We start from the raw sequence: 19,561 nt of genomic DNA, 5'->3' as shown, positions 1-19,561 counted from the left end.
CCTGTCCCGTGATCGACGACGTGAGAAATCCGGGTCCCGTGGCGGCGCGCTCGTGAGGGCGGTCATCGTCGCGGCCGCGGTCGCCTTCATCATCTCCCTGTTCGGCACCCCGGTCGCGATCCGCGTCTTCACGGCGCTCAAGGCCGGCCAGCCGATCCGCTCCCTCGGGCTGGCGAGCAGCGAGGGCAAGCACGGCACGCCCGCGATGGGTGGCGTCGCGTTCATCGTCGCGACGGTGTTCGCGTACGCCGCCGGGCACATCGCGCTGACCACCCTGCCCGAACGGCAGATCGCGCAGGAGCAGCCGACCATGACGGCGCTGGTCCTGCTCGGCCTGTTCGTCTTCTGCGGCGTCGTCGGCTTCCTCGACGACTTCCTCAAGGTGCGGCGGCGCAACTCCGACGGGCTGTCCGCCAAGGGCAAGCTGCTCGGCCAGGCGATCGTCGGCACCGGCTTCGGCATCGCCGCGCTCTCCGTGGCCAGCACCAACGGCCAGACCGTGGCCAGCGAGAACATCTCGTTCATCCGCGACATCAGCTGGCTGGACGTCGGCAAGGTCGGCTCGGTGATCGTGTTCGTCCTGGTCATCACGGCGATGTCCAACGGCGTGAACCTCACCGACGGCCTCGACGGGCTGGCCACCGGCGCGTCGATCCTGGTGCTGGGCGCGTACGCGTTGATCGGCTTCTGGCAGTACCGGCACTGGTGCGCCGACGAGGCGTACACCCGGGCGAACGACTACTGCTACCAGGTGCGGGATCCGCTGGAGATCGCCATGATCGCGGCCGCGGCGGCCGCCGCCTGCCTGGGCTTCCTGTGGTGGAACACGTCCCCGGCGCGGATCTTCATGGGTGACGTGGGCTCGCTCGGGCTCGGCGGCCTGATCGGCGGGCTCGCTGTGGCCACCCGCACCACGCTGCTCTCGATCGTGATCGGCGGGCTGTTCGTCCTCATCATCACGACCTGGATCATCCAGATCGTCTCGTACCGGACCACCGGCCGGCGGGTCTTCCGGATGGTTCCGCTGCACCACCACTTCGAGCTGGCCGGGTGGAGCGAGGTCAACATCGTCGTGCGGTTCTGGATCGTGGCCGGCATGTGCGTGGCGGCCGGCCTGGGCCTGTTCTACTCGGACTTCCTGGCGGCCGTCGGATGACGGTGGTCAGCGTTGGGCGTACCTCGTCGTGAGCCTCGCGGTCGGCGTGAGGGTGTACTTCATGTGGTAGCCGGTGGCGATCACCATCGCCTCCATGATCCGGAGAGCGTGGTCGTGCCCGCTGACCGCGACGTTGGCCGCCAGATCGACGGGCTGCCCGGTGAGGAGGCTTTCCGCGAGGGCGAGCAACCGCCGGTCGTCCTCGGACAGGCGCGCGACCGCCGGCAAGGCGAACACAGCCGCCCAGTCCCGGATCACGGCCACCTGGATGTCCTGACCGTCGTCGTACTCGGGAATCTGCACGACCTCGACCAGTTCGGCGAAACCGGGCTGGTCCGGCAGCTTGGTGAAGGTCAGCAGGTGCACCGCGGCCTTCCTGGCGTCCGGGCGGTCGATCCACGCGCCGGCACGGATCAATGTCCGCAGGGCGTCAGGGCTGAACTCTGAGTCGGACATGCACCGGGCTCCTCGTCGATGGGATGCTCACCTGCGATCGTCCACTTCGGATGGTAACCCGCCGGCCACACTTCGCGTCAGTGGCGTGCCGCGATCGCCTCGTCATAGATGTCCTCGAGGCGACGGCTCTGCCGGACGACGTCGAAGCCGGACTCGGCCCGGGACCGGGCGGCCGCGCCCATGGAAGCCTGCAGCGCCGGGTCGGCGAGCAGTTTGCGCAGGTTGGCGGCCAGGGCTTCGCGATCGGACTCGGGACCCAGCAGGCCGGTCACGCCGTCGGTCACGGCTTCGGGGATGCCGCTGTGGTGCGTGGCCACCACCGGCAGACCCAGCGCCATCGCCTCGACGATCGTGGTGGGCAATCCCTCGCTGTCGCCGTCGGCCGCCGTGCGCGACGGGGCGGCCAGCACCCGGGACTCGGCCAGCAGGCGGTAGACCTCGGCGGCGGGCTTGGCGCCGGCGAACGTGGCGTCCACCCCCAGGCTCCGGGCGTAGCCCTGCATCTCGGCGAAGCGCGGGCCGTCGCCGATGAACAGGGCCTTGGCCCGGAGCGTGCTGAGGGCCGCGATCAGGTCGTCGGCGCCCTTCTTCTCGACGAAACGGCCCACGAACGCCACGTCCCACTGCTTCGGAGCGCTGGGAACCGTGGCCGGGACGGGCACGCCGGTGTGGTGCACGCGGACCTTGGCCGGGTCGGCGCCCCGCTCGATGGCCTTGCGGCGGATCACCTCGGAGACGGCGATGAGCACCCGGGCCCGCTCGAACACCGTGCGCAGGTTGCGGCGGTAGCGGACGCCCTTGGGGCCGGTGCTCGACGGCTGGCGGGTCACGTCGTGGCCGTGCAAGGTCACCACCAGGGGCACGCGGGCCCCGGCGGCGGCGCCACTGACCAGCCAGCCGTCGCCGCCGAAGTGGGCGTGCACCAGGTCCGGCCGTACGGTCGCCATCAGCTTGTGCAGGTGCGGCGACGAGCCGGTGAGCCGCAGGCGCAGGAACGCGCGCCGGTCGGCCTCGGTGGGGAAGGCGATCAGGTCGTCGTCGCGGGCCAGCACCGAGTCGACCTTCGCCGCGCCCGCGTAGACCGGCTGCCAGCGGGTCAGCGCGTCGGCCTGGTTGCGGATGAACGTCTCGGAGCCGAGGAGCATCGCGCTTCGCCAGACGAGAACCCTAGGCATCGGCGTTCTTGCGGCCGACAACCAGATCGCGGACGCGGTGACGGACGTTCGGCGGCAACGCCCAGATCTGCAGGAAGGTCACGTAGTCGAGCGCGCCCGGCCGGCCGGGGGCGCGCGCCTCGGACAGCAGCTCCCGGAAGACCTTCGGGTCACGGGTGGGCGCTGCCATCGAGCTGATCACACTCATCGTCACCGCAGCGTACGCACGGGGAGTGAACAGGTCACGGCTGGAGCGCAGCCAGGCGAGCTGTTCCTCCCACGGGTTGTGCAGGCTGATCCGGTCGCGGTTCTCGTCCTGGTGCCACAGCACGAGCGCCTCGGGGGCGTAGAGCAGCTCGACGTCCTCGTGCTGGAGCGCGCGCAGCGTCCAGTCCAGCTCCTGCTGGCGGCGCAGGCCCACGGTGAACGGAACGCGCCGCAGCAACTCCGTCGGCGCCATGATCGTCGAGGTCTGGATGAAGCCGTCGCCGTAGAACAGGCCGCGGCGCACCGTCAGATACTCGCTGAGCGGCTCGCCCGGCCCGGGCAGCCGGCGCGGCATCACGCTGTCGGCCCGCGGCGTCCGGTTGATCATGCGGGTGGCGACGATGGGGGAGGCCTTGGTGGCCCTGGCGGCCAGCGCCAGCTGCGTCTCGATCTTGGCGGGCATCCACTCGTCGTCGTCGTCGAGCAGCGCCACGTACCGGCCCTCGGCCGCCTTCACGCCCTGGTTGCGAGCGTTGGGAGCCTTGCCGCGTTCGGGCAGCACGAGCACCCGCAGCCGCTCGTCGCCGATCTCCTTGAGCGCGAGGACCGTGTCGTCGTCCGGCCCGTCGATCACGACGATGACCTCGAGGTCGCGGTGGGTCTGGCTCAGGGCGCTGTGGACGGCGCGCGTGGCCAGTTCCGGGCGGTTGCACGTCGGGATGACGACGCTGACGTCCATGTCGTGGATACCTGCTTCAGGCTGCCGGAGTGGTTCTGCCGGACACTAGGCGGGCCCGGCAGCCGTGCGGTTAATGGCAGGAGGCGTCGATGCGAAGGCCATGTGTCCCGGTTGCATGCTCCTGGGTGGTTTCACAGCGCTCTTGGGTGGTTTCACAGGGCGAAGTCACTCGACCGAGGTAACGCGACGGAAGCGTTTCGAAGCGTACGGTGAACCGCACGTTGGTCCGGGCGGACGAAGGAGAATGGCCGTGGCGGGGCTGCTCGATCGCCTCGAACTCGGCGACCACGTGTGCTGGACAGTCGACGACGACGAGATCCGGCGGGACGCGATCGCCGGCGTTCTGCTCGGCGGGCTTCGTGCCGATCACAAAGTCATCTATTCCGGCGACGAGCCCGGCGCGGTGCTGTCGGCGCTGGCCCGCCGGGGTGTCGCCACCGAGGCCGCGATCGGGTCGGGGCAGTTGGTGGCGGTGACCCCCGAGGGCAGTTATCTGGCCGGCGGCTCGTTCGACGCCGAGGGCACGCTCGCGCTCTGGAGCGCCGAGAAGGCCCGCACGCGCGCCGAGGGCTACCGGGGCATGCGTGTGGTCGGCGAGATGAACTGGGCGCTCCGGCGGTTCCCCGGCACGGAACGTCTCGAGTGGTACGAGGCCCGGTGCAACAAGATGTTCGCCGACGGCTTCGTGATGGGCGTCTGCGTGTACGACCAGAGGTTGTTCGACCCCATGACGCTGAGGCGCCTGGCCCTCGCGCACCCCGGCGCGGCCGGACCGCTGTTGCCCTTCGATCCCGACACGTCGCTGCGCATCCGCAAGACCGAGGAGCCGTACGGGCTGTGGCTGTCGGGCGAGGCCGACATGTCCAACCGCGACGCGCTGGCGGCCATGGTGAGGGAGATCTTCGCCGTCCGCGAGCCCGGGGCGCTCGTGACGATCGACGCGACCGCCCTGAGGTTCGCCGACACCGCCGCCGCCCGCGTCCTTCTCGACGCGGCCCACCAGGGCCCGACGCACATCGTCGGGTGTTCAGCCGTGATGCTCCGCCTGCTGAACTTCCACGGCGCGGCGTCGATGCCCGGCCTGGTCGTCTCGTCCGGCTACCCGGCGACGACCGACGAGCGGTAGCGGTTCCTCGTCCGTTCCGCGCCGTGCAGGGCGCGGACCACTTCGTCGATCTCGGGCGTCATCACCGCCAGCACCTCGGCCCCCGCCTCGTCGACGGTTGCAAACGTGTGCGCCGTGCCGGCCGGCACGGTCACGAAGTCGCCGGCCGCCAGGACCCGCCGCTCGTCGCCGATCAGCACCTCGAGGCGCCCACGCAGCACGCAGAACGCCTCGTCGCCGCCGTGATGGACGTGCGGCGGCGCCTGGTCGCCCGGGAAGTGCGCAAGATCCCAGCGGCGTATCACGAAGTCAGCCATGGCTACGCAGGCGGTCGCGGACCTCCATGAGCGCGAAGCCGAGCAGGTTGGCGCCCCGCCAGCGGCGCGGGTCGGCCGCGGCCGGGTCGTTGCGGTCGAGGCCGATGCCCCAGATGCGGTCGAGCGGGCTGGCCTCGACCAGAACGCGGTCGCCGGTGGTCAGCAGGTAGTCCCGCAGTTCGTCATGGCAGCCGAACTTGGCCAGGTTGCCGGACACGACGATTTCGAAGCGGTGCTGGTTCCACGTAGCCTGCTCGAACCCGGCCACCCGGCCACCCAGGGTCTTCGCCACTTTGGGATGCGGCGCGCGCAGAATCCGCGCAGCCATGGCGTCGTCCCCGAAGAGCACGGCCTTGCGCCACATCATGTAGTGCTCGGCGCTGGCGAACTCGTGACCATCCGCCTCGAACGCCTGCGGCCACCACTGACTGAGGCACCCGGCGCCCGTGCTGCCGTCACGTTCCGGCTGATGCCCCCAGAAGAACAGATACTTGACGCGGTTCTCCTGAGCCACGTACGAGGTGAGCTCGCCGACGCTGCGGACCATGACAGACATGCCCGCGAGTCTGCCCCACACCGAGCCGCCTTGCAGACCCCATTTTCTGTCATACCCCACCCCTACGTTCGTCCCATGAACCCCGACGCCAAGCCCACCACCCGCCCCGTCTCGTCGCCCTCGCGGCCCTCGGTGGTGCCGGCCGCTCTCCGCGCCCGCCGAGCCCACCGGGCCAGACTCCGAGCGGCCGCGACCGCCGCGATCCGCCGGGCCGCCCAATGAGGGTTCGCGCCGGCTCGGTTCGCGCCGGCCTGGCGGGCTCGGTGCGGTCGCTCGCTCGGCGGGTCTCGTTCGTCGGGCCGGGTTTGTCCGAGCGCGCCGTGCCTGCGCTTTCGCCGGCCGGGGTGGCGACTGCCGCGCGGTTCTCCTCGACTTGACTCTCGAGTTGGTCGAGGGGGCAGGATCACGGGGTCCTGATGTGGCGTCCTGTGGGGGAGCGAACTGTGCCGGAGGCGGCAGGCAACAACGGCGACGAGATCATGGCGGCGATCACCGCTGCCATCGGGCTGGGCCACGCCGGTGACCGGGCCGGCGCGCGCGCCGAGCTGGAACGGCTGTGGGTCGAGACCGGCGACGCTCTGCACCGGTGCACCATCGCGCACTTCGTGGCCGATCTGCAGGACTCGGTGGCCGACGAGCTGATGTGGGACGAGCGGGCGCTCGCGGTGGCCGCCGAGCTCACCGACGAACGCGCCCGGCAGCACGACGCGTCGTTCCAGGTGCGGGCGTTCATGCCGTCCCTGCATCTCAACCTGGCCGACGCCCATCGCCGCCTGGGCAACGTCCCGGCCGCCCGGCATCACCTGACCGCCGCCGAGGCGGACATCGACACCCTCCCGGACGACGACTACGGCAGGTTGATCCGCACCGGCATGGAGAAAATCAGGCGAGCCCTCGACGACGGGTCGACCGCCCCGCTGTCCCCGTGACGCCGTCCTGCTCGAACGGCTCAGCGAAGCTGCCGAGCTGCTGTACGTCCTCGCCGATGGCGCCGGCGACGGGCTCGGTTGACAGTCATCTCTCGATGAGTCGCCCGTTCAAGCTCGGAGCGAGGGAGGGCCAGAATTGCTTTGCCCAGTCGAACCAGCTCTCATTCCCGGGCGGCGGCGAGGGCGGTAACGGACCGGAGAGCTCGTCTGCTTCAGGGACCTGGAACTGTTCTCTCCAGGGGTCGAGCTCCGCCTCGGCCATAGGAAATGTCTGCTCTGGCGTGTCTTTCCAGCGGTTCTGAATCCGGCTCCATTGCACGTCGCGGTCCACAGGCAGGTACACGATCTCGCAGGAGGCTCCCACTGAAGTGGCCATCCACCGCAGGGCGGAGCGCTCGTCGCGCGACCAGAGTCCGAAGTCGAGAACGACGCTGAGCCGCAGGCGCAGGGCATCGATGGCCAGTGCGACAAGCCGGCCCTCCAGCAGCCACCGCATACCGCCGGGCTCCTGGTGACGGTCTTCCTGGCCGAAGATGGTGAGGGCCCACTCATCAGGGGTGAGCCGCAGGGCCCCACGCTCCTGCGCCAGCTCCCGCGCTCGAAAGGTCTTCCCCGACCCCGGAAGACCTACCATCAAGAACAATGTCGGGCCATCGGCGGCGCGCGCATCTTTCACCGTCTCATTCACGTGCTCCAGAGTGCACGGCCCTCGCCGACGAGCATCCGCGACCATCCGCAAAGCCGGCCAATCGGGCCGATCAAGGCCTCCGACCCGCGCAGTCCGAGGGCATCCTCGATCGCCGCCCGGGTGGAGCCGAAAGAGTTCTGCTCGGTCACACTTTGTCCCGAGAGAAATTCGTCCGGTGGGGCCGGACCAGGTGCCTACAAACAGGCCCGCGCGGTTGTCGGGCGCCTCGCCCATGTCGGCGCAGTCGTCGGCCCTCGTCGGATGGCCGGCCGTCGGGCGCGCAAGCTCCACGGGCGAGGCCGGGCGCCGTTGGCAGGCAAGGACGTCAGTTCAAGCGGATCAGGCCGGCCTCGGTGGGACGGAAGCCGCAGCGGTCGAGGTAGAAGAGGCGTAGGTGGGGCTCGAAGTCGACGTGCAACCACGTGCAGCCCGCGTTGCGCGCCTCCCGGGTGGCGGCCACCACCAGGGCGGTGCCCAGGCCGGAATGCCGGCTCGCCGGGTCCACGGCGGTGTCCAGCAGGAAGGCGTGGGCGCCGCCGTCCCAGCTGACCTGGATGAAACCGATCAGGTGGTCGTCATCGTAGGCGCCGATCCAGGTGAGCGCGTGGCGGGCCAGGCGCTCAGCCCAGGGGTGAATCGGGGACGGGCCGGCGTCGAAGGCGCGGGCGTGCAGGGCGGTCAGTTCCGCGTCGTCCACGGGAAACTTGACGACCAGCGACACAGTCACCGGGGCAGGCTACCGGCCGGCGGGCGGGGACATCGGAATTCCGCGGACCGGCCGACGGCGTCGAGATCGCCGCTCGGGTTCAGCGAGTGCTCGCCGAGGCGCCGCTGATTTGGTCATCCGGCGGTTGCCCGCAACGCGTAGACGAGTGGGATCTTCGGGGCCGACGCGGGCAGCCGGAAGAAGCCGTTCGCGGTGGGCTCCATGCCGGGCCAGTTGGGCCAGGGGATCTCGTCGCTCTCGCGCAGCGACGAGATGGTCAGGCCGGCTCCGATCAGCGCGGTGACCACCTCGCCCAGGCCGTGCGCCCATTCGTAGCTCGCGGTGGCGCCGGTCAGCGGCGGCCCGTCGGTGTAGGTGCAGGTCGCGTCGACCTCGCGCGCCCCGCGGCCGGCGAGATAGTCGTTGCGCAGCAGCAGCGAATCGCCGGGCATCACACCCAGCGACGAGAAGAGCGGGTGGAACTCCACGACGTACGCGACCCCGCCCGGCCGCAGCAGGCCGGCCACCTGCGCGGCCCACCGGGTCAGGTCCGGCAGGAACAGCAGGGCGCCCTTGCCGGTGTAGACGACGTCGAACCGCCGGTTGCCGAGCGCCTCGACCGCGTCGTAGACGTTTGCCCGCACGTATTCGACGGCGAGGCCGGCCGCCGCGGCGAGCCGCCGGGCCGACGTACAGGACGAATCTGACACATCGAGGCCCGTCACCGTGCCCGCGCCGCGCCGGGCGAAGGCCAGCGTCTCCGTGCCGAGGTGGCATTGCAGATGCAGCACGTCGCGGCCGGTCAGGGGGCCGAGATCCTCCCACTCGTACGGTGCGAACCACGCTTCGGGGTCGCGCGCGTAGAACTGGCTGGCCGCGTGGATCGGGGTTCGTTCGTCCCAGTTGGCCTCGATCGCTGCCATCCGCTGCCGGGTCGCCGTGTCGAAATCCATGCCTCCATCCAGCCACAGCGACGGTCGTGTATCCAGCCTGGTTTACCACGCATCGACCATCGTGGCGGCGTTCGAGACCGTCCTGTTATCGATAACAAAGTTTCGCTCAAATGTCGGCAACGTTGCTAAGCGCGGTTGACACGTCTTCGTGTGACCGTTCACACTCGTGGCCATTCAACTCCGATGGACCCGATGAAGGAGTACCGCATGAGACTGTCCAGGATGGGTGCGGTGGTGTCCGCCGCCGTGCTTGCGACCTCCCTGGCCGCATGTGGTTCGAGCGAGAAAACCGTCGACAAGGAAGCCGGCGCCGGTGACAGCAAGGGCGCTCTGATCGGTGTCACCATGCCGACCCGCTCGTCCGAGCGCTGGATCAGCGACGGTGACAACCTCAAGAAGCAGCTCGAGGCGCTCGGCTACCAGGTCGACCTCCAATACGCCGAGGACAAGATCCCGACCCAGACCCAGCAGCTCGACAACCAGATCACCAAGGGCGCCAAGCTGCTGATCATCGCGTCGATCGACGGCACCGCGATCACCACGCAGCTCGAGAACGCGAAGGCCAACAAGATCCCGGTCATCGCCTACGACCGGCTCATCCGCAACAGCCCCAACGTCGACTACTACGCGACGTTCGACAACTTCAAGGTCGGCGTGCAGCAGGCGACCTCGCTGCTCACCGGTCTCAAGGTGCTGAAGGCGGACGGGTCGGCGGGCGACGCCAAGGGCCCGTTCAACATCGAGCTGTTCGCCGGCTCGCCCGACGACAACAACGCCACGTTCTTCTTCAACGGCGCCATGAGCGTGCTCAAGCCGAAGATCGACGACGGCACCCTGGTCGTCAAGAGCAAGCAGACCGACTTCAAGACCGTCGCGATCCTGCGGTGGCAGGCCAAGACCGCGCAGGACCGGATGGAGAACCTGCTCACCTCCACCTACCGTGACGGCGCCAAGGTCGACGGCGTGCTCTCGCCCTACGACGGGCTCTCGATCGGCATCCTCTCGGCCCTCAAGAGCAACGGGTACGGGACCTCGGCCAAGCCCTACCCGACCGTCACCGGTCAGGACGCCGAGCAGGCCTCGGTCAAATCGATTCTGCGCAACGAGCAGTACTCGACGATCTACAAGGACACGCGCGAGCTGGCCAAGACGACCGTCGAGATGGCGGACGCGGTGCTGAAGGGTCAGACCCCGAAGACCAACAACACGACCGACTACGACAACGGCGAGAAGATCGTGCCCTCGATGCTGCTCGAGTCGGTCATCGTCGACAAGACCAACTACAAGAAGGAACTGGTCGAGTCGGGCTACTACACCGAGGCTCAGCTCCAGTAATGAGCGACTCCATCCTCCGCATGCGGAGCATCTCCAAGACGTTCCCGGGCGTTCGCGCGCTCGACGACGTCAACCTGGAGGTGCTCCGCGGCGAGATCCACGCGATCTGCGGGGAGAACGGCGCCGGTAAGAGCACCCTGATGAAGGTGCTCTCCGGCGTCTACCCGCACGGCGACTACGAAGGCGAGATCACGTTCGAGGGCCAGGAGTGCCGCTTCGGTGGCATCCGGGACAGCGAGCACCGTGGCATCGTGATCATCCATCAGGAGCTGGCGCTGGCGCCGAACCTGTCGATCGCCGAGAACATCTTCCTCGGCAACGAGCGGGCCCGGCGTGGCCTGATCGACTGGAACCGCACCAACGCGGCCGCCACCGAGCTGATGAGCCGGGTCGGCCTGCACGAGAACCCGATGACCCAGGTGCTCGACCTCGGCGTCGGCAAGCAACAGCTGGTCGAGATCGCCAAGGCGTTGTCCAAGCAGGTGCGGCTGCTGATCCTCGACGAGCCCACCGCGGCGCTGAACGACGAGGACTCGGCCCACCTGCTCGACCTGCTGCGCGGCCTGCGGGACGAGGGCATCACCTGCGTGATCATCTCGCACAAGCTGAACGAGGTCCTCGAGATCGCGGACCGCGTGACGATCCTGCGCGACGGCAAGACGATCACAACGCTGGAGGCCCGGGGCCTCACCGAAGACAAGATCATCAGTGGCATGGTCGGCCGCGACCTCGACCACCGTTTCCCGCCGCGCGAGCCCAAGATCGGCGATGAGGTCTTCCGGGTCGAGAACTGGACGGTGCACAGCCCGACCCAGCACGGCCGGCTGCTCGTCGCGGGCGCGAACCTCAACCTGCGCCGCGGCGAGATCGTCGGCCTGGCCGGGCTGATGGGCGCCGGGCGTACGGAACTGGCCATGAGCATCTTCGGCCGGGCCTACGGCACCGGCATCAGCGGGCGGATCATCAAGGACGGGCGCGAGATCAAGCTGCGCTCCGTCGGCGAGGCGATCAAGCACGGCATCGCGTACGCCACCGAGGACCGCAAGCGGTACGGGCTCAACCTCATCGAGGACATCAAGCGCAACGTCTCGTCGGCCGGGCTGGGCAAGCTGGCCCGCCGGGGCTGGGTCGACGACAACGAGGAGTACAAGGTCGCTGAGTCGTACCGGCAGAGCATGAACATCAAGGCGCCGAGCGTCTCGAGCATCACCGGCAAGCTCTCCGGCGGCAATCAGCAGAAGGTCGTGCTGTCCAAGTGGATCTTCACCGACCCCGACGTGCTGATCCTCGACGAGCCGACGCGGGGCATCGACGTCGGCGCCAAGTACGAGATCTACACGATCATCAACCAGCTCGCCGAGGCCGGTAAGGCGATCCTGCTGATCTCGAGCGAGCTGCCCGAGCTGCTCGGGCTGTGCGACCGCATCTACACCCTCTCGTCCGGGCGGATCACCGGTGAGGTGCCGCGCGCCGAGGCCACCCAGGAAGGGCTCATGACCCTCATGACCGCCGGACAGGAGGCACGCTCGTGAGCGTCGCGCCGACTTTCGCTCCCGGCAAGCAGCCGGCCGTTCCGGACGACCGCCGTCCCGGCGGCCCCCGCCGGTTCCGCATCAACCTGCGGCAGAGCGGCATCTACATCGCGTTCGCGGCCATCGTGCTGCTGTTCACGATCCTCACCGGCGGCGACATGCTCGCCCCGCAGAACATCAGCAACGTCATCGTCCAGAACTCGTACATCCTGGTCCTGGCCATCGGCATGATCTTGGTGATCATCGCCGGGCACATCGACCTGTCCGTCGGGTCGATCGTGGCGGCCACCGGTGCGGTCGCGGCCGTTCTCATGGTCAACCACGATGTGCCGTGGCCGCTGGCCCTGCTGATCACCCTGATCGTCGGTGGACTGATCGGCGCCTGGCAGGGCTACTGGGTGGCGTACTTCGGCATCCCGGCGTTCATCGTCACGCTCGCCGGCATGCTGCTGTTCCGGGCGGTCACGTACAACGTCCTCGGCAACCGGGGCATCGGCCCGTTCCCCGACGAGGTGCGGACCCTGGCCAACGGCTTCACCGAGGGCTACCTGGGCAACATCGGGCTCGGCGCGCTCGGGGGCGCCGACCTGTTCACCGTGCTGATCGGGGTCCTGGCGGTCGGCGGCATCGTGGTCTCGCAGTGGCGCTCGCGGGCCGGGCGTGCGCGCTTCGGGCAGGTCGTCGAGCCGTTCGCGCTGTTCGTGGCGAAGATCGTGGCGGCCTCGGTGGTCGTCATGTTCGTCGTCGTGCAGCTCGCCCGGTTCCGCAACCTGCCGTGGGTCCTCGTGCTGCTGGCCGGGCTCGTGCTCGGCTACACGCTGCTGACCAACCGGGCGGTCTTCGGACGGCAGATCTACGCCGTCGGCGGCAACCTGCAGGCGGCGACGCTCTCGGGCGTCAAGACCAAGGCCGTCGTGTTCTGGATCTTCGTGAACATGGGCGTGCTGGCCGCGCTGGCCGGCATCATCTTCGCGGGCCGGCTCAACCAGGCCAACCCGACCGGCGGCGACCAGCTCGAGCTGGACGCGATCGCCGCCGCCTTCATCGGCGGCGCGGCCGTGCAGGGTGGCGTCGGCAAGGTCGTCGGCGCGATCACCGGTGGCCTGATCATGGGCGTCATCAACAACGGCATGAGCCTGATCGGCGCTCCGAGCGAGCAGGTCATGCTGGTCAAGGGCGCGGTGCTGCTGGCCGCGGTCGCGTTCGACGTGTGGACGAAGCGGCGGGCCGGCGCGAGCCGCTGAGGAACCCGGTCAAGGCCGCGGCGACCGCGGCCGGATTCTCCTCGGCCATGTGGTGCCCGGACTCGATCGGCACGCCACGGATGTCGGCGGCCCACTCGCGCCAGATGGCGAGTGGGTCGCCGTACAGCTGTTCCATGTCGTCCTCCGTGGACCACAGGAACAGCGCCGGACAGGTGATTTCTTTCGGACCGGCCCGCTCGTGCTCGAGATCGACGGTCAGTCCCGCGCGGTAGTCCTCGAGCATGGCCCGGACGGTCGCCGGATCCCGGGTGGCGGCGCGGAACTCCTCGTAGTTGTCCCGTCCCATCCGCTCGGGTGAGCCCACGTACCAGGCGTCGGGGTCGGCCAGGATCGCTCGCTCGGGCTTGTCCGGCTGGGCGAAGAAGAACCAGTGCCACCAGGCGGCGGCGAAGCGCGCGTCGCACCGGGCGAGGGCTTCGCTGATCGGCACACCGTCCATGACAACCAGTTGGCGTACGGCGTGAGGATGGTCAAGGGCGAGGCGGAACGCCACATAGCAGCCGCGGTCGTGTCCCGCCACGGCGAACTGCTCGTGCCCGAGCCGGTGCATGAGCCGCGCAAAATCCTGCGCGACTGCACGTTTCGACTGCTGAGAATGGTCGTCTTTGATCGCGGCCGGGGTCGATCGGCCGTATCCGCGCATGTCCGGGCAGACAACGCTCAGTCCCGCCTCGACCAGCCGCGGCGCGACCAGGTGCCAGGTCGATCCCGTACGCGGGTGCCCGTGAATCAGCAGCACGGCCGGCCCGTCCCCGCCGTGCCGCACCCGCAGCGCCACCTCGCCCACGTCGACCATCTCGTCGGTGAACCCCTCGAACATCCCCCGCGGATACCCGAATTCGCTTGCGCCGATCTCTCCGGCGGGCCGTAATCTCCTGATGATCAGCCACGGTGTGACCCGCGCGTGCGACCTGACCCGCGAGGCCCTGACCGGGGCCCTCGACCTGGACTGGCAGAAACCGGCAGCCGGACTCGAGTGGACCTGCTGGGAGACGATCGAGCACATGGCGGACTGCCTCTTCGCCTACACGGCCCAGCTCGCGCCGGCGACCCCGTCCACGACCACCTACGTTCCGATCGGCTGGCGGCATCTCCGCGAAGGCGGCCCCGGGCTGACGATTTTCGCCGAGCGTCCCGCGGGCCAGTCCGGCCTGATCCAGACCCTCGAAGTCTGCGGCGCGATGCTGGCGGTGACGGCCGATGCCGTACCGGCCGACCGCGTGTCGTTCCACCCCTACGGCCCGTCCGATCCTTCCGGCTTCGCCGCCATGGGCGTGGTCGAGGTGCTGGTCCACATGCGCGACGTGACCGGTGGCCTGGGCCTGCCGTGGTCCCCGCCCGCCGATCTGTGCGCTGCCGCCCTGGCCCGCCTGTTCCCCACCGCGCCGACAACAACCGACCCGTGGGCGACGCTGCTCTGGGCGACCGGCCGCGGAACCCTCCCCGGCCTGCCCGCCCGCACAACCTGGAAATGGGACGGCACCCCACACTGACCGCACCGCCCACTCGTCTGAGTGCGCTGCTGTGGGGTCTACCGTGCCGATGTGGACGACGATCAACCGGCGCGGGTCGACTTCGATTTCGACCAGTACGGTCGTCGAGTGCGGGAGGGGCCGTGCTTCGTCTGTGCGTACCTCGCCGGCCACCCGGATTACCGGCACCACTCGTTGTACGAGGACGACGACACCATCGCCTTCCTGACCCGCCACCCTGTGCAGCTGGGTTACTGCCTGGTGGCGCCGAAGCGACATGTCGAGAGCTGGATCGACGACCTGGAGGAGCCGGATTTCCTACGCTTCCAGGGCGTGGTGCGCAGAGTGGCACGGGCAGTGGCGGCCACTGTGCCGACCGAGCGGATGTATTCGCTGAGCTTGGGCAGTCAGCAGGGCAACGCGCACGTGCATTGGCATCTCGCCGCGTTACCGCCGGGCGTGCCGTACCACCAGTAACAGTTTCATGCCCTCATGGCCGAGAACGGGGTCCTGGCGGTTGACGACGCGGCCCAGGCGGCACTCGCCCAACGGATTCGAGATCAGCTGTGATCAGGAATTGTCTCGGGTGGGATTGATCAGCTCCGTTGGCCTCGGCCGTCAGGTATGCCCGAGCGATTCGAAGCCGGGTCTTGGCGCGGCTGGCATCTCCCGGCGCTCGGATCTCGGGTCTCGTCTCCGGTCTCAGCCGTTGTCAGCCTGGTCGAGTCCCAGGTTCGTGGCATTTCCTCGCCTTACCGACGCTCAGCCGAGCCGAGCAGCGGGCGAACTGGCAAGGCTCCCTTGCTCCCCCGCAGTGACCAGCCTGACTGCGATCCGAGCGATCATCGTGGCAGATCCGTGTGTTTTCGTGATCCTATTCGACTTGCCGTCGACGTCCGTGCTGGCCAGGACCACGCTGGTCGCAGGGGGCCATCACGTGATCGGCCGCAGTGCCGGCGGTGCGAGATCCGCGCCGGGTCTTGCCGTCGACCGCGATCGCTCGCCGGCCGACCGACGGGGGCGGGCCGACTCCGTCCGGCGGTCACGACGGCGAGGTCGGTGGTCAGGCCGGTCGCGAAGCGGCTGATGCCGGGCGGCGCGGCCTGTTCGGTTGCGGTGATCCGTCCCTCTTGTCTGCGGTGGTCCGTCCATCTTGCTGGTGGATGACTATGTCGGCGAAGGCCTCGGGAGCACGGTCGCGCAGTTGCTCGCTCCAGGAGCGGTCCGACTCGGCAGGGATCGAACCACCTGGTCAGCGGGCGGGACGGAGATGGGTCAGGGAGCGGTCGAGCCACTCCGCCATGAGGGCGCGTTCGGCGTCGGTGAGGGCGGGGAGGTCCGGGAGGACCGTGCCGAACGTGACGGCCACGGCGGCTGTGCCGGCTTCGGGGGTGGCGGGAGCGGTGGTGAGGATCGCGGCGGCCACGGTGTCGAACATCGCGTCGGACAGGGTGAGGTCGCGGTCGTCGGGGGGTGCGGCCAGCAGCGCCTGGACGGTGCCGGAGCCGGCTGCGTGGATCATGTTGACGGCTCGGGGTTCGTCCACTCGCAGGCGGCCGGCTGCGGCCAGGCGGCGTACGCGGGCCTGAAGGACCTTGATGCCGTTGACCGTCGCGGGGGAGTGGTGGGCGCGCTCGGGGTTCGACAACAGCGCGTACAGGCCGGGGTTGGCCAGGCCGAACTCGATGTGAGCCTGCCAGGCGGCGCGCAGGTCGGCCACCGGGTCGTCGCTCTCGGCGGCGGCGGTCTGCGCCTTGGCGGCCACGTAGGTGGCCATCACGTGTTCGGCCACGGCATCGATCAGGCCGTCCTTGTCGCCGAACTGGCGGTAGATGGTCGGCGCCTGCACTCCGGCGGCCTGGGAGACGGCGCGGGTCGTCACGGCGCGGATTCCCTGCTCGCGAAGCAGACGCGCGGCAGCCTCGACGATCTTGGCTCGGCTGCCGCTGTCGGTCGTCGCCTCCGGGTGGGTCATGTAGCAATGCTAACAGGGTCTTGTTATCGGGCGGTGTATCGGTGCTAACGTCGTACGAGTAACGACGGAAACGAGGAGTCAGCATGATCATCATTACCGGCGCCACCGGGCAGCTCGGATCCCGGATCGTCGAGCGTCTGCTCGAACGGGCGCCCGCGAACGAGGTCGGCGTCAGCGTCCGCGATGCCGCGAAGGCGTCGTCGCTGGCCGAGCGGGGCGTACGCGTCCGTACGGGCGACTTCACCGAACCGGCGGGCCTTGAGCACGCCTTCGAAGGCGCGGACCGCGTCCTGATCATTTCCGCCGCTATCCGCGGGGACGCCGCTGTCGCCGCCAGCAAGACGGCCGTCGACGCTGCCCGCGCCGCCGGAGCGCGCCGCATCCTCTACACGAGCCACCAGGCCGCCTCCAAGGATTCGCTTTTCGCTCCGCAGCTGACCCACGCCGATACCGAGGCTTACCTGGCCGGCCTCGACATCCCGTTCACCGCCCTGCGCAACGGCTTCTACGCGAGCACGCTCGGCTATTACGTGGGCGCGGCGCTCCGGACCGGCGAGCTGGTCGTCCCGGAGGACGGCCCGTTCTCGTGGACGGCGCACGACGACCTGGCCGAGGCGGCCGCGATCGCCCTCGCCGACGACGGAGTCCTCGACGGCGTGACACCGCCGCTGACCGCACCCGAGCTGCTCGACTTCGAGGCAGTCGCCGCCATCCTGAGCGAACTCAGCGGTCGCCGCATCACGCGCGTGACAGCCGGCGACGACGAGTGGAAGGCCGCCGCGGTGGCCGACGGAGTCCCCGAGCCCGCGGCCGAGTTCACCCTCGGCATGTTCCGCGCCGCCCGTCGCGGGGAGTTCGCCGTCGCCGACCCGACGCTCGAGAAGCTCCTGGGCCGTCCCGCGATCCCGGCTCGCGCCGTCCTGCAAGGGCTGATCTGAGCAGGGCGCCATCCTGGCCGCCCGGGACCTCGGTTCGCGTCGTCCCGCACGGGTGATCTGAGCGGGCGACCATCGCTCGGCCCAGTCCCGCACGGGTCGATCCGGGCGGGGCCACCGTCCCGTCCGGGGGCTTGTGGGGTGTGTGTTCGTCTCGGCCCGGCAGCCGTGTGGTTGACGGTGACCGGGTTTCGGGGCGGGTAGTTGCCGGTCCCTTGGGAAGCGCAGGTGCTGCCGCTACGGGAGTGCCGGACCCAACTCGACGCAGGCGAAACCGTCGGGCGGCGTGCGGGCCGCAGGCGGGCCGGACGCCACCGGGGGAAGCGCGGCGGTTTCGGGACGGGCGTGGTTAGCTGGCGGACATGGGGCGCGAATGGCTGGCCGACGCTGTCATGTACGAGATCTATCCACAGTCGTTCGCTGACTCCGACGGTGACGGCGTCGGGGACCTGCGCGGGGTCATCGACAAGCTCGACCACATCGCGTCGCTCGGGATCGACGTCATCTGGTTTAACCCCTGCTTCGCGTCGCCGTTCGTCGATGCCGGCTACGACGTGTCCGACTATCTGACGATCGCGCCTCGCTACGGCACCAACGACGACATGGCCGAGTTGGTCGCCAAGGCCCGGCAGCGCGGCATCCGCGTCGTGCTCGACCTGGTCGCCGGGCACACGTCCATCGAGCACCCCTGGTTCCAGAAGGAGCTCAACGCCGACGGGCCCGACCCCGAAGGCGACCGCTACATCTGGAGCGAGCAGCTGCCGGAGCGCACCTGGACCCGTCAGCAGCCGGGCACCCCGGCCTGGGTGCGCTCGCCCGGTCCGCGGCCGGGCTACTACCTCAAGAACTTCTACGACGAGCAGCCCGCGCTCAACTTCGGCTGGGTGTCCCGGGGCGCCGCAGCGCAGGACACCCCCGACGGGCTTCAGGGCGAGACCGATCAGCCGGTGGACGTACAGGTCGCGCGCCCGCGGGACGACTCGTGGCGGGACGCTATCGACGCGCCCGGCCCGCGGCGCAACCGGCAGGCGCTCAAGGACATCATCGGCCACTGGCTCGGCCTGGGCGTGGCCGGCTTCCGCGTCGACATGGCGTTCTCGCTGGTCAAGGACGAGGAACTGACCCACGGGTACGCCGAGACGGTCGCGCTGTGGCGTGAGATCCGCCAGTGGCTGGACAGCGCCTACCCCGACGCGGTGCTGATCCCCGAGGGCGCCGAGCCGCGCGTCGGCGGGCCGCTCGCCTTCGACGCCGACTTCTTCCTGGTCATCCACGACGCGCACGCGAGCCTGTTCAACAACCAGTACGCTGGCCGCCTGCCCTTCCAGGCGCCGCGCGAGCCGTTCTTCGACGCCGATGGCGGGGGCAGCACCCGGCCGTTCCTCGACGCCTGGGCGGCCGCCCGGGAGGAACACCCGGACCGCCCGATCATCCTCGCCACGGCCGACCACGACTTCGACCGGCTACGCTGCGGCCCGCGCGGCCCCGAGCAGCTTGGCGCCGCGCTGACATTCCTGTTCACGTGGGGCAACGTCCCGTGCCTGTACTACGGCGACGAGATCGGCATGCGCTACCTGCCCGGCCTGCCCAACGTCGAGGGTTCGATCTGCGACCCCGGCTACAACCGCGCCGGCTGCCGCACCCCGATGCAGTGGGACGACAGCCCGAACGCCGGCTTCTCTACCGCCGACGCCGCAAAACTCTATCTGCCGATCGACCCCGACCCGGACCGGCCGACCGTAGCCGCACAGCAGAACGATCCGGCGTCGACGCTCACCCTGGTGCGTGAGCTGATCGCCCTGCGCCGCGCCACGCCGGCCCTGGGCACACGGGCCTCCACCCGGATCGTTTCCGAGGGCTACCCCCTGGCGTACGTTCGCGGCGACTCCCATCTGGTCGTCGTGAACCCGCGCCGTGAGCCGGCCACCCTGGCCTTCGACGGTGTGACCCCACTGTGGGCCTCGGGCGTGGAGGCGCGGCCGGGCGAGCTCCGAGTGGCAGGCTTCGGCTACGGCGTGTTCACCCTTGAGGCGTAGGGCGCGACGAAAGCGCGACCCAGCCCGGCGTCACCCGCCCCGAAG

22 protein-coding genes are annotated in these 19,561 nt (G+C 69.5%); 11 read left to right on the top strand and 11 right to left on the bottom strand.

What is annotated here, in order from left to right; all coding sequences use genetic code 11:
• Window positions 1-52: 52 nt before the first annotated feature.
• Window positions 53-1,156, top strand: coding sequence for a phospho-N-acetylmuramoyl-pentapeptide-transferase (gene mraY, locus LXN57_RS22130; protein WP_251800079.1), 1,104 nt, complete (start codon window positions 53-55; stop codon window positions 1,154-1,156).
• A gap of 6 nt (window positions 1,157-1,162) precedes the next feature.
• Here the strand turns inward: mraY and LXN57_RS22125 are convergent, their stop codons facing one another.
• The 3 genes from LXN57_RS22125 to LXN57_RS22115 all read right to left on the bottom strand — a co-directional run bounded on the left by LXN57_RS22125 (window position 1,163) and on the right by LXN57_RS22115 (window position 3,712).
• A complete protein-coding gene (locus LXN57_RS22125) occupies window positions 1,163-1,612 on the bottom strand; it encodes a hypothetical protein (protein WP_251800078.1) in 450 nt (149 codons plus the stop codon).
• 77 nt (window positions 1,613-1,689) lie between these two features.
• On the bottom strand, window positions 1,690-2,787 hold the full coding sequence (locus tag LXN57_RS22120; protein WP_251800077.1) for a glycosyltransferase: 1,098 nt from the start codon (window positions 2,785-2,787) through the stop codon (window positions 1,690-1,692).
• Window positions 2,780-3,712, bottom strand: a complete 933-nt coding sequence (locus tag LXN57_RS22115) for a glycosyltransferase family 2 protein (protein WP_251800076.1) — start codon at window positions 3,710-3,712, stop codon at window positions 2,780-2,782. Before LXN57_RS22115 ends, LXN57_RS22120 begins: the two co-directional genes overlap by 8 nt.
• A 250-nt stretch (window positions 3,713-3,962) precedes the next feature.
• Between LXN57_RS22115 and LXN57_RS22110 the strand changes: the two genes are divergently transcribed.
• Window positions 3,963-4,838, top strand: coding sequence for an MEDS and STAS domain-containing protein (locus tag LXN57_RS22110; protein WP_251800075.1), 876 nt, complete (start codon window positions 3,963-3,965; stop codon window positions 4,836-4,838).
• On the opposite strand, the gene LXN57_RS22105 is transcribed toward LXN57_RS22110, so the two are convergent.
• Both LXN57_RS22105 and ybiA read right to left on the bottom strand, forming a co-directional pair.
• Entirely contained in the window at window positions 4,811-5,134 is a 324-nt protein-coding gene (locus tag LXN57_RS22105) for a cupin domain-containing protein (RefSeq protein WP_251800074.1), read from the bottom strand. The two genes, LXN57_RS22110 and LXN57_RS22105, sit on opposite strands and share 28 nt — an antisense overlap.
• A complete protein-coding gene (ybiA, locus tag LXN57_RS22100; RefSeq protein ID WP_251800073.1) occupies window positions 5,127-5,690 on the bottom strand; it encodes a riboflavin biosynthesis intermediates N-glycosidase in 564 nt (187 codons plus the stop codon). Before ybiA ends, LXN57_RS22105 begins: the two co-directional genes overlap by 8 nt.
• A 75-nt stretch (window positions 5,691-5,765) precedes the next feature.
• Here ybiA and LXN57_RS22095 point away from each other — a divergent pair, with 75 nt between their 5' ends.
• Together LXN57_RS22095 and LXN57_RS22090 are read left to right on the top strand one after the other, a co-directional pair.
• Window positions 5,766-5,912, top strand: coding sequence for a hypothetical protein (locus LXN57_RS22095; RefSeq protein WP_251800072.1), 147 nt, complete (start codon window positions 5,766-5,768; stop codon window positions 5,910-5,912).
• A 257-nt stretch (window positions 5,913-6,169) separates the two neighbouring features.
• The gene (locus LXN57_RS22090) at window positions 6,170-6,619 is read left to right on the top strand and encodes a hypothetical protein (protein WP_251800138.1); all 450 of its coding nucleotides are present in this window, start codon (window positions 6,170-6,172) and stop codon (window positions 6,617-6,619) included.
• Between the two features lie 85 nt (window positions 6,620-6,704).
• On the opposite strand, the gene LXN57_RS22085 is transcribed toward LXN57_RS22090, so the two are convergent.
• The 4 genes from LXN57_RS22085 to LXN57_RS22070 form a co-directional block, all read right to left on the bottom strand.
• The gene (locus LXN57_RS22085) at window positions 6,705-7,307 is read right to left on the bottom strand and encodes a P-loop nucleotide/nucleoside kinase family protein (RefSeq protein WP_251800071.1); all 603 of its coding nucleotides are present in this window, start codon (window positions 7,305-7,307) and stop codon (window positions 6,705-6,707) included.
• A complete protein-coding gene (locus LXN57_RS22080) occupies window positions 7,304-7,456 on the bottom strand; it encodes a hypothetical protein (RefSeq protein ID WP_251800070.1) in 153 nt (50 codons plus the stop codon). Before LXN57_RS22080 ends, LXN57_RS22085 begins: the two co-directional genes overlap by 4 nt.
• A gap of 176 nt (window positions 7,457-7,632) precedes the next feature.
• Window positions 7,633-8,034: a GNAT family N-acetyltransferase gene (locus tag LXN57_RS22075; protein ID WP_251800069.1), complete on the bottom strand. Its 402-nt coding sequence runs from the start codon at window positions 8,032-8,034 to the stop codon at window positions 7,633-7,635.
• A gap of 113 nt (window positions 8,035-8,147) precedes the next feature.
• Window positions 8,148-8,966 carry a class I SAM-dependent methyltransferase gene (locus LXN57_RS22070; RefSeq protein WP_251800068.1) on the bottom strand — a complete coding sequence of 273 codons (819 nt, stop codon included), beginning with the start codon at window positions 8,964-8,966 and terminating at the stop codon, window positions 8,148-8,150.
• A 207-nt stretch (window positions 8,967-9,173) separates the two neighbouring features.
• On the opposite strand from LXN57_RS22070, the gene chvE reads away from it, so the two are divergent.
• Genes chvE through mmsB form a run of 3 tightly spaced genes read left to right on the top strand, consistent with a single transcriptional unit; the run spans window position 9,174 to window position 13,077 of the window.
• The gene (chvE, locus tag LXN57_RS22065; RefSeq protein WP_221377270.1) at window positions 9,174-10,301 is read left to right on the top strand and encodes a multiple monosaccharide ABC transporter substrate-binding protein; all 1,128 of its coding nucleotides are present in this window, start codon (window positions 9,174-9,176) and stop codon (window positions 10,299-10,301) included.
• Window positions 10,301-11,833: a multiple monosaccharide ABC transporter ATP-binding protein gene (gene mmsA / locus LXN57_RS22060; protein WP_251800067.1), complete on the top strand. Its 1,533-nt coding sequence runs from the start codon at window positions 10,301-10,303 to the stop codon at window positions 11,831-11,833. Before chvE ends, mmsA begins: the two co-directional genes overlap by 1 nt.
• Window positions 11,830-13,077 (top strand): multiple monosaccharide ABC transporter permease, encoded by a 1,248-nt coding sequence (gene mmsB / locus LXN57_RS22055; RefSeq protein ID WP_251800066.1) that lies wholly within the window; start codon window positions 11,830-11,832, stop codon window positions 13,075-13,077. The genes mmsA and mmsB overlap by 4 nt, the downstream gene beginning before the upstream one ends.
• On the opposite strand, the gene LXN57_RS22050 is transcribed toward mmsB, so the two are convergent.
• Complete coding sequence (locus LXN57_RS22050; protein ID WP_251800065.1) at window positions 13,004-13,918, bottom strand: alpha/beta fold hydrolase; 915 nt, start codon at window positions 13,916-13,918, stop codon at window positions 13,004-13,006. The genes mmsB and LXN57_RS22050 overlap by 74 nt on opposite strands.
• Window positions 13,919-13,976: 58 nt before the next feature.
• On the opposite strand from LXN57_RS22050, the gene LXN57_RS22045 reads away from it, so the two are divergent.
• Both LXN57_RS22045 and LXN57_RS22040 read left to right on the top strand, forming a co-directional pair.
• Window positions 13,977-14,591, top strand: coding sequence for a DinB family protein (locus LXN57_RS22045; RefSeq protein WP_251800064.1), 615 nt, complete (start codon window positions 13,977-13,979; stop codon window positions 14,589-14,591).
• Window positions 14,592-14,642: 51 nt separating this feature from the next.
• Window positions 14,643-15,047 carry an HIT family protein gene (locus LXN57_RS22040; protein WP_251800063.1) on the top strand — a complete coding sequence of 135 codons (405 nt, stop codon included), beginning with the start codon at window positions 14,643-14,645 and terminating at the stop codon, window positions 15,045-15,047.
• A 775-nt stretch (window positions 15,048-15,822) separates the two neighbouring features.
• Here the strand turns inward: LXN57_RS22040 and LXN57_RS22035 are convergent.
• Entirely contained in the window at window positions 15,823-16,545 is a 723-nt protein-coding gene (locus LXN57_RS22035) for a TetR/AcrR family transcriptional regulator (protein ID WP_251800062.1), read from the bottom strand.
• Between the two features lie 83 nt (window positions 16,546-16,628).
• On the opposite strand from LXN57_RS22035, the gene LXN57_RS22030 reads away from it, so the two are divergent.
• Window positions 16,629-17,483, top strand: a complete 855-nt coding sequence (locus LXN57_RS22030; protein WP_251800061.1) for an NmrA family NAD(P)-binding protein — start codon at window positions 16,629-16,631, stop codon at window positions 17,481-17,483.
• Window positions 17,484-17,842: 359 nt separating this feature from the next.
• Entirely contained in the window at window positions 17,843-19,516 is a 1,674-nt protein-coding gene (locus LXN57_RS22025) for an alpha-amylase family glycosyl hydrolase (protein WP_251800060.1), read from the top strand.
• The last annotated feature ends 45 nt before the right edge of the window (window positions 19,517-19,561 follow it).

Source organism: Paractinoplanes hotanensis (assembly GCF_023717965.1).
In the GTDB taxonomy this organism is placed as follows: Bacteria; Actinomycetota; Actinomycetes; order Mycobacteriales; family Micromonosporaceae; genus Actinoplanes; species Actinoplanes polyasparticus.
The sequence above is the reverse complement of the archived record's forward strand: the minus strand, read 5'-3'. Positions and strand labels throughout refer to the sequence as shown.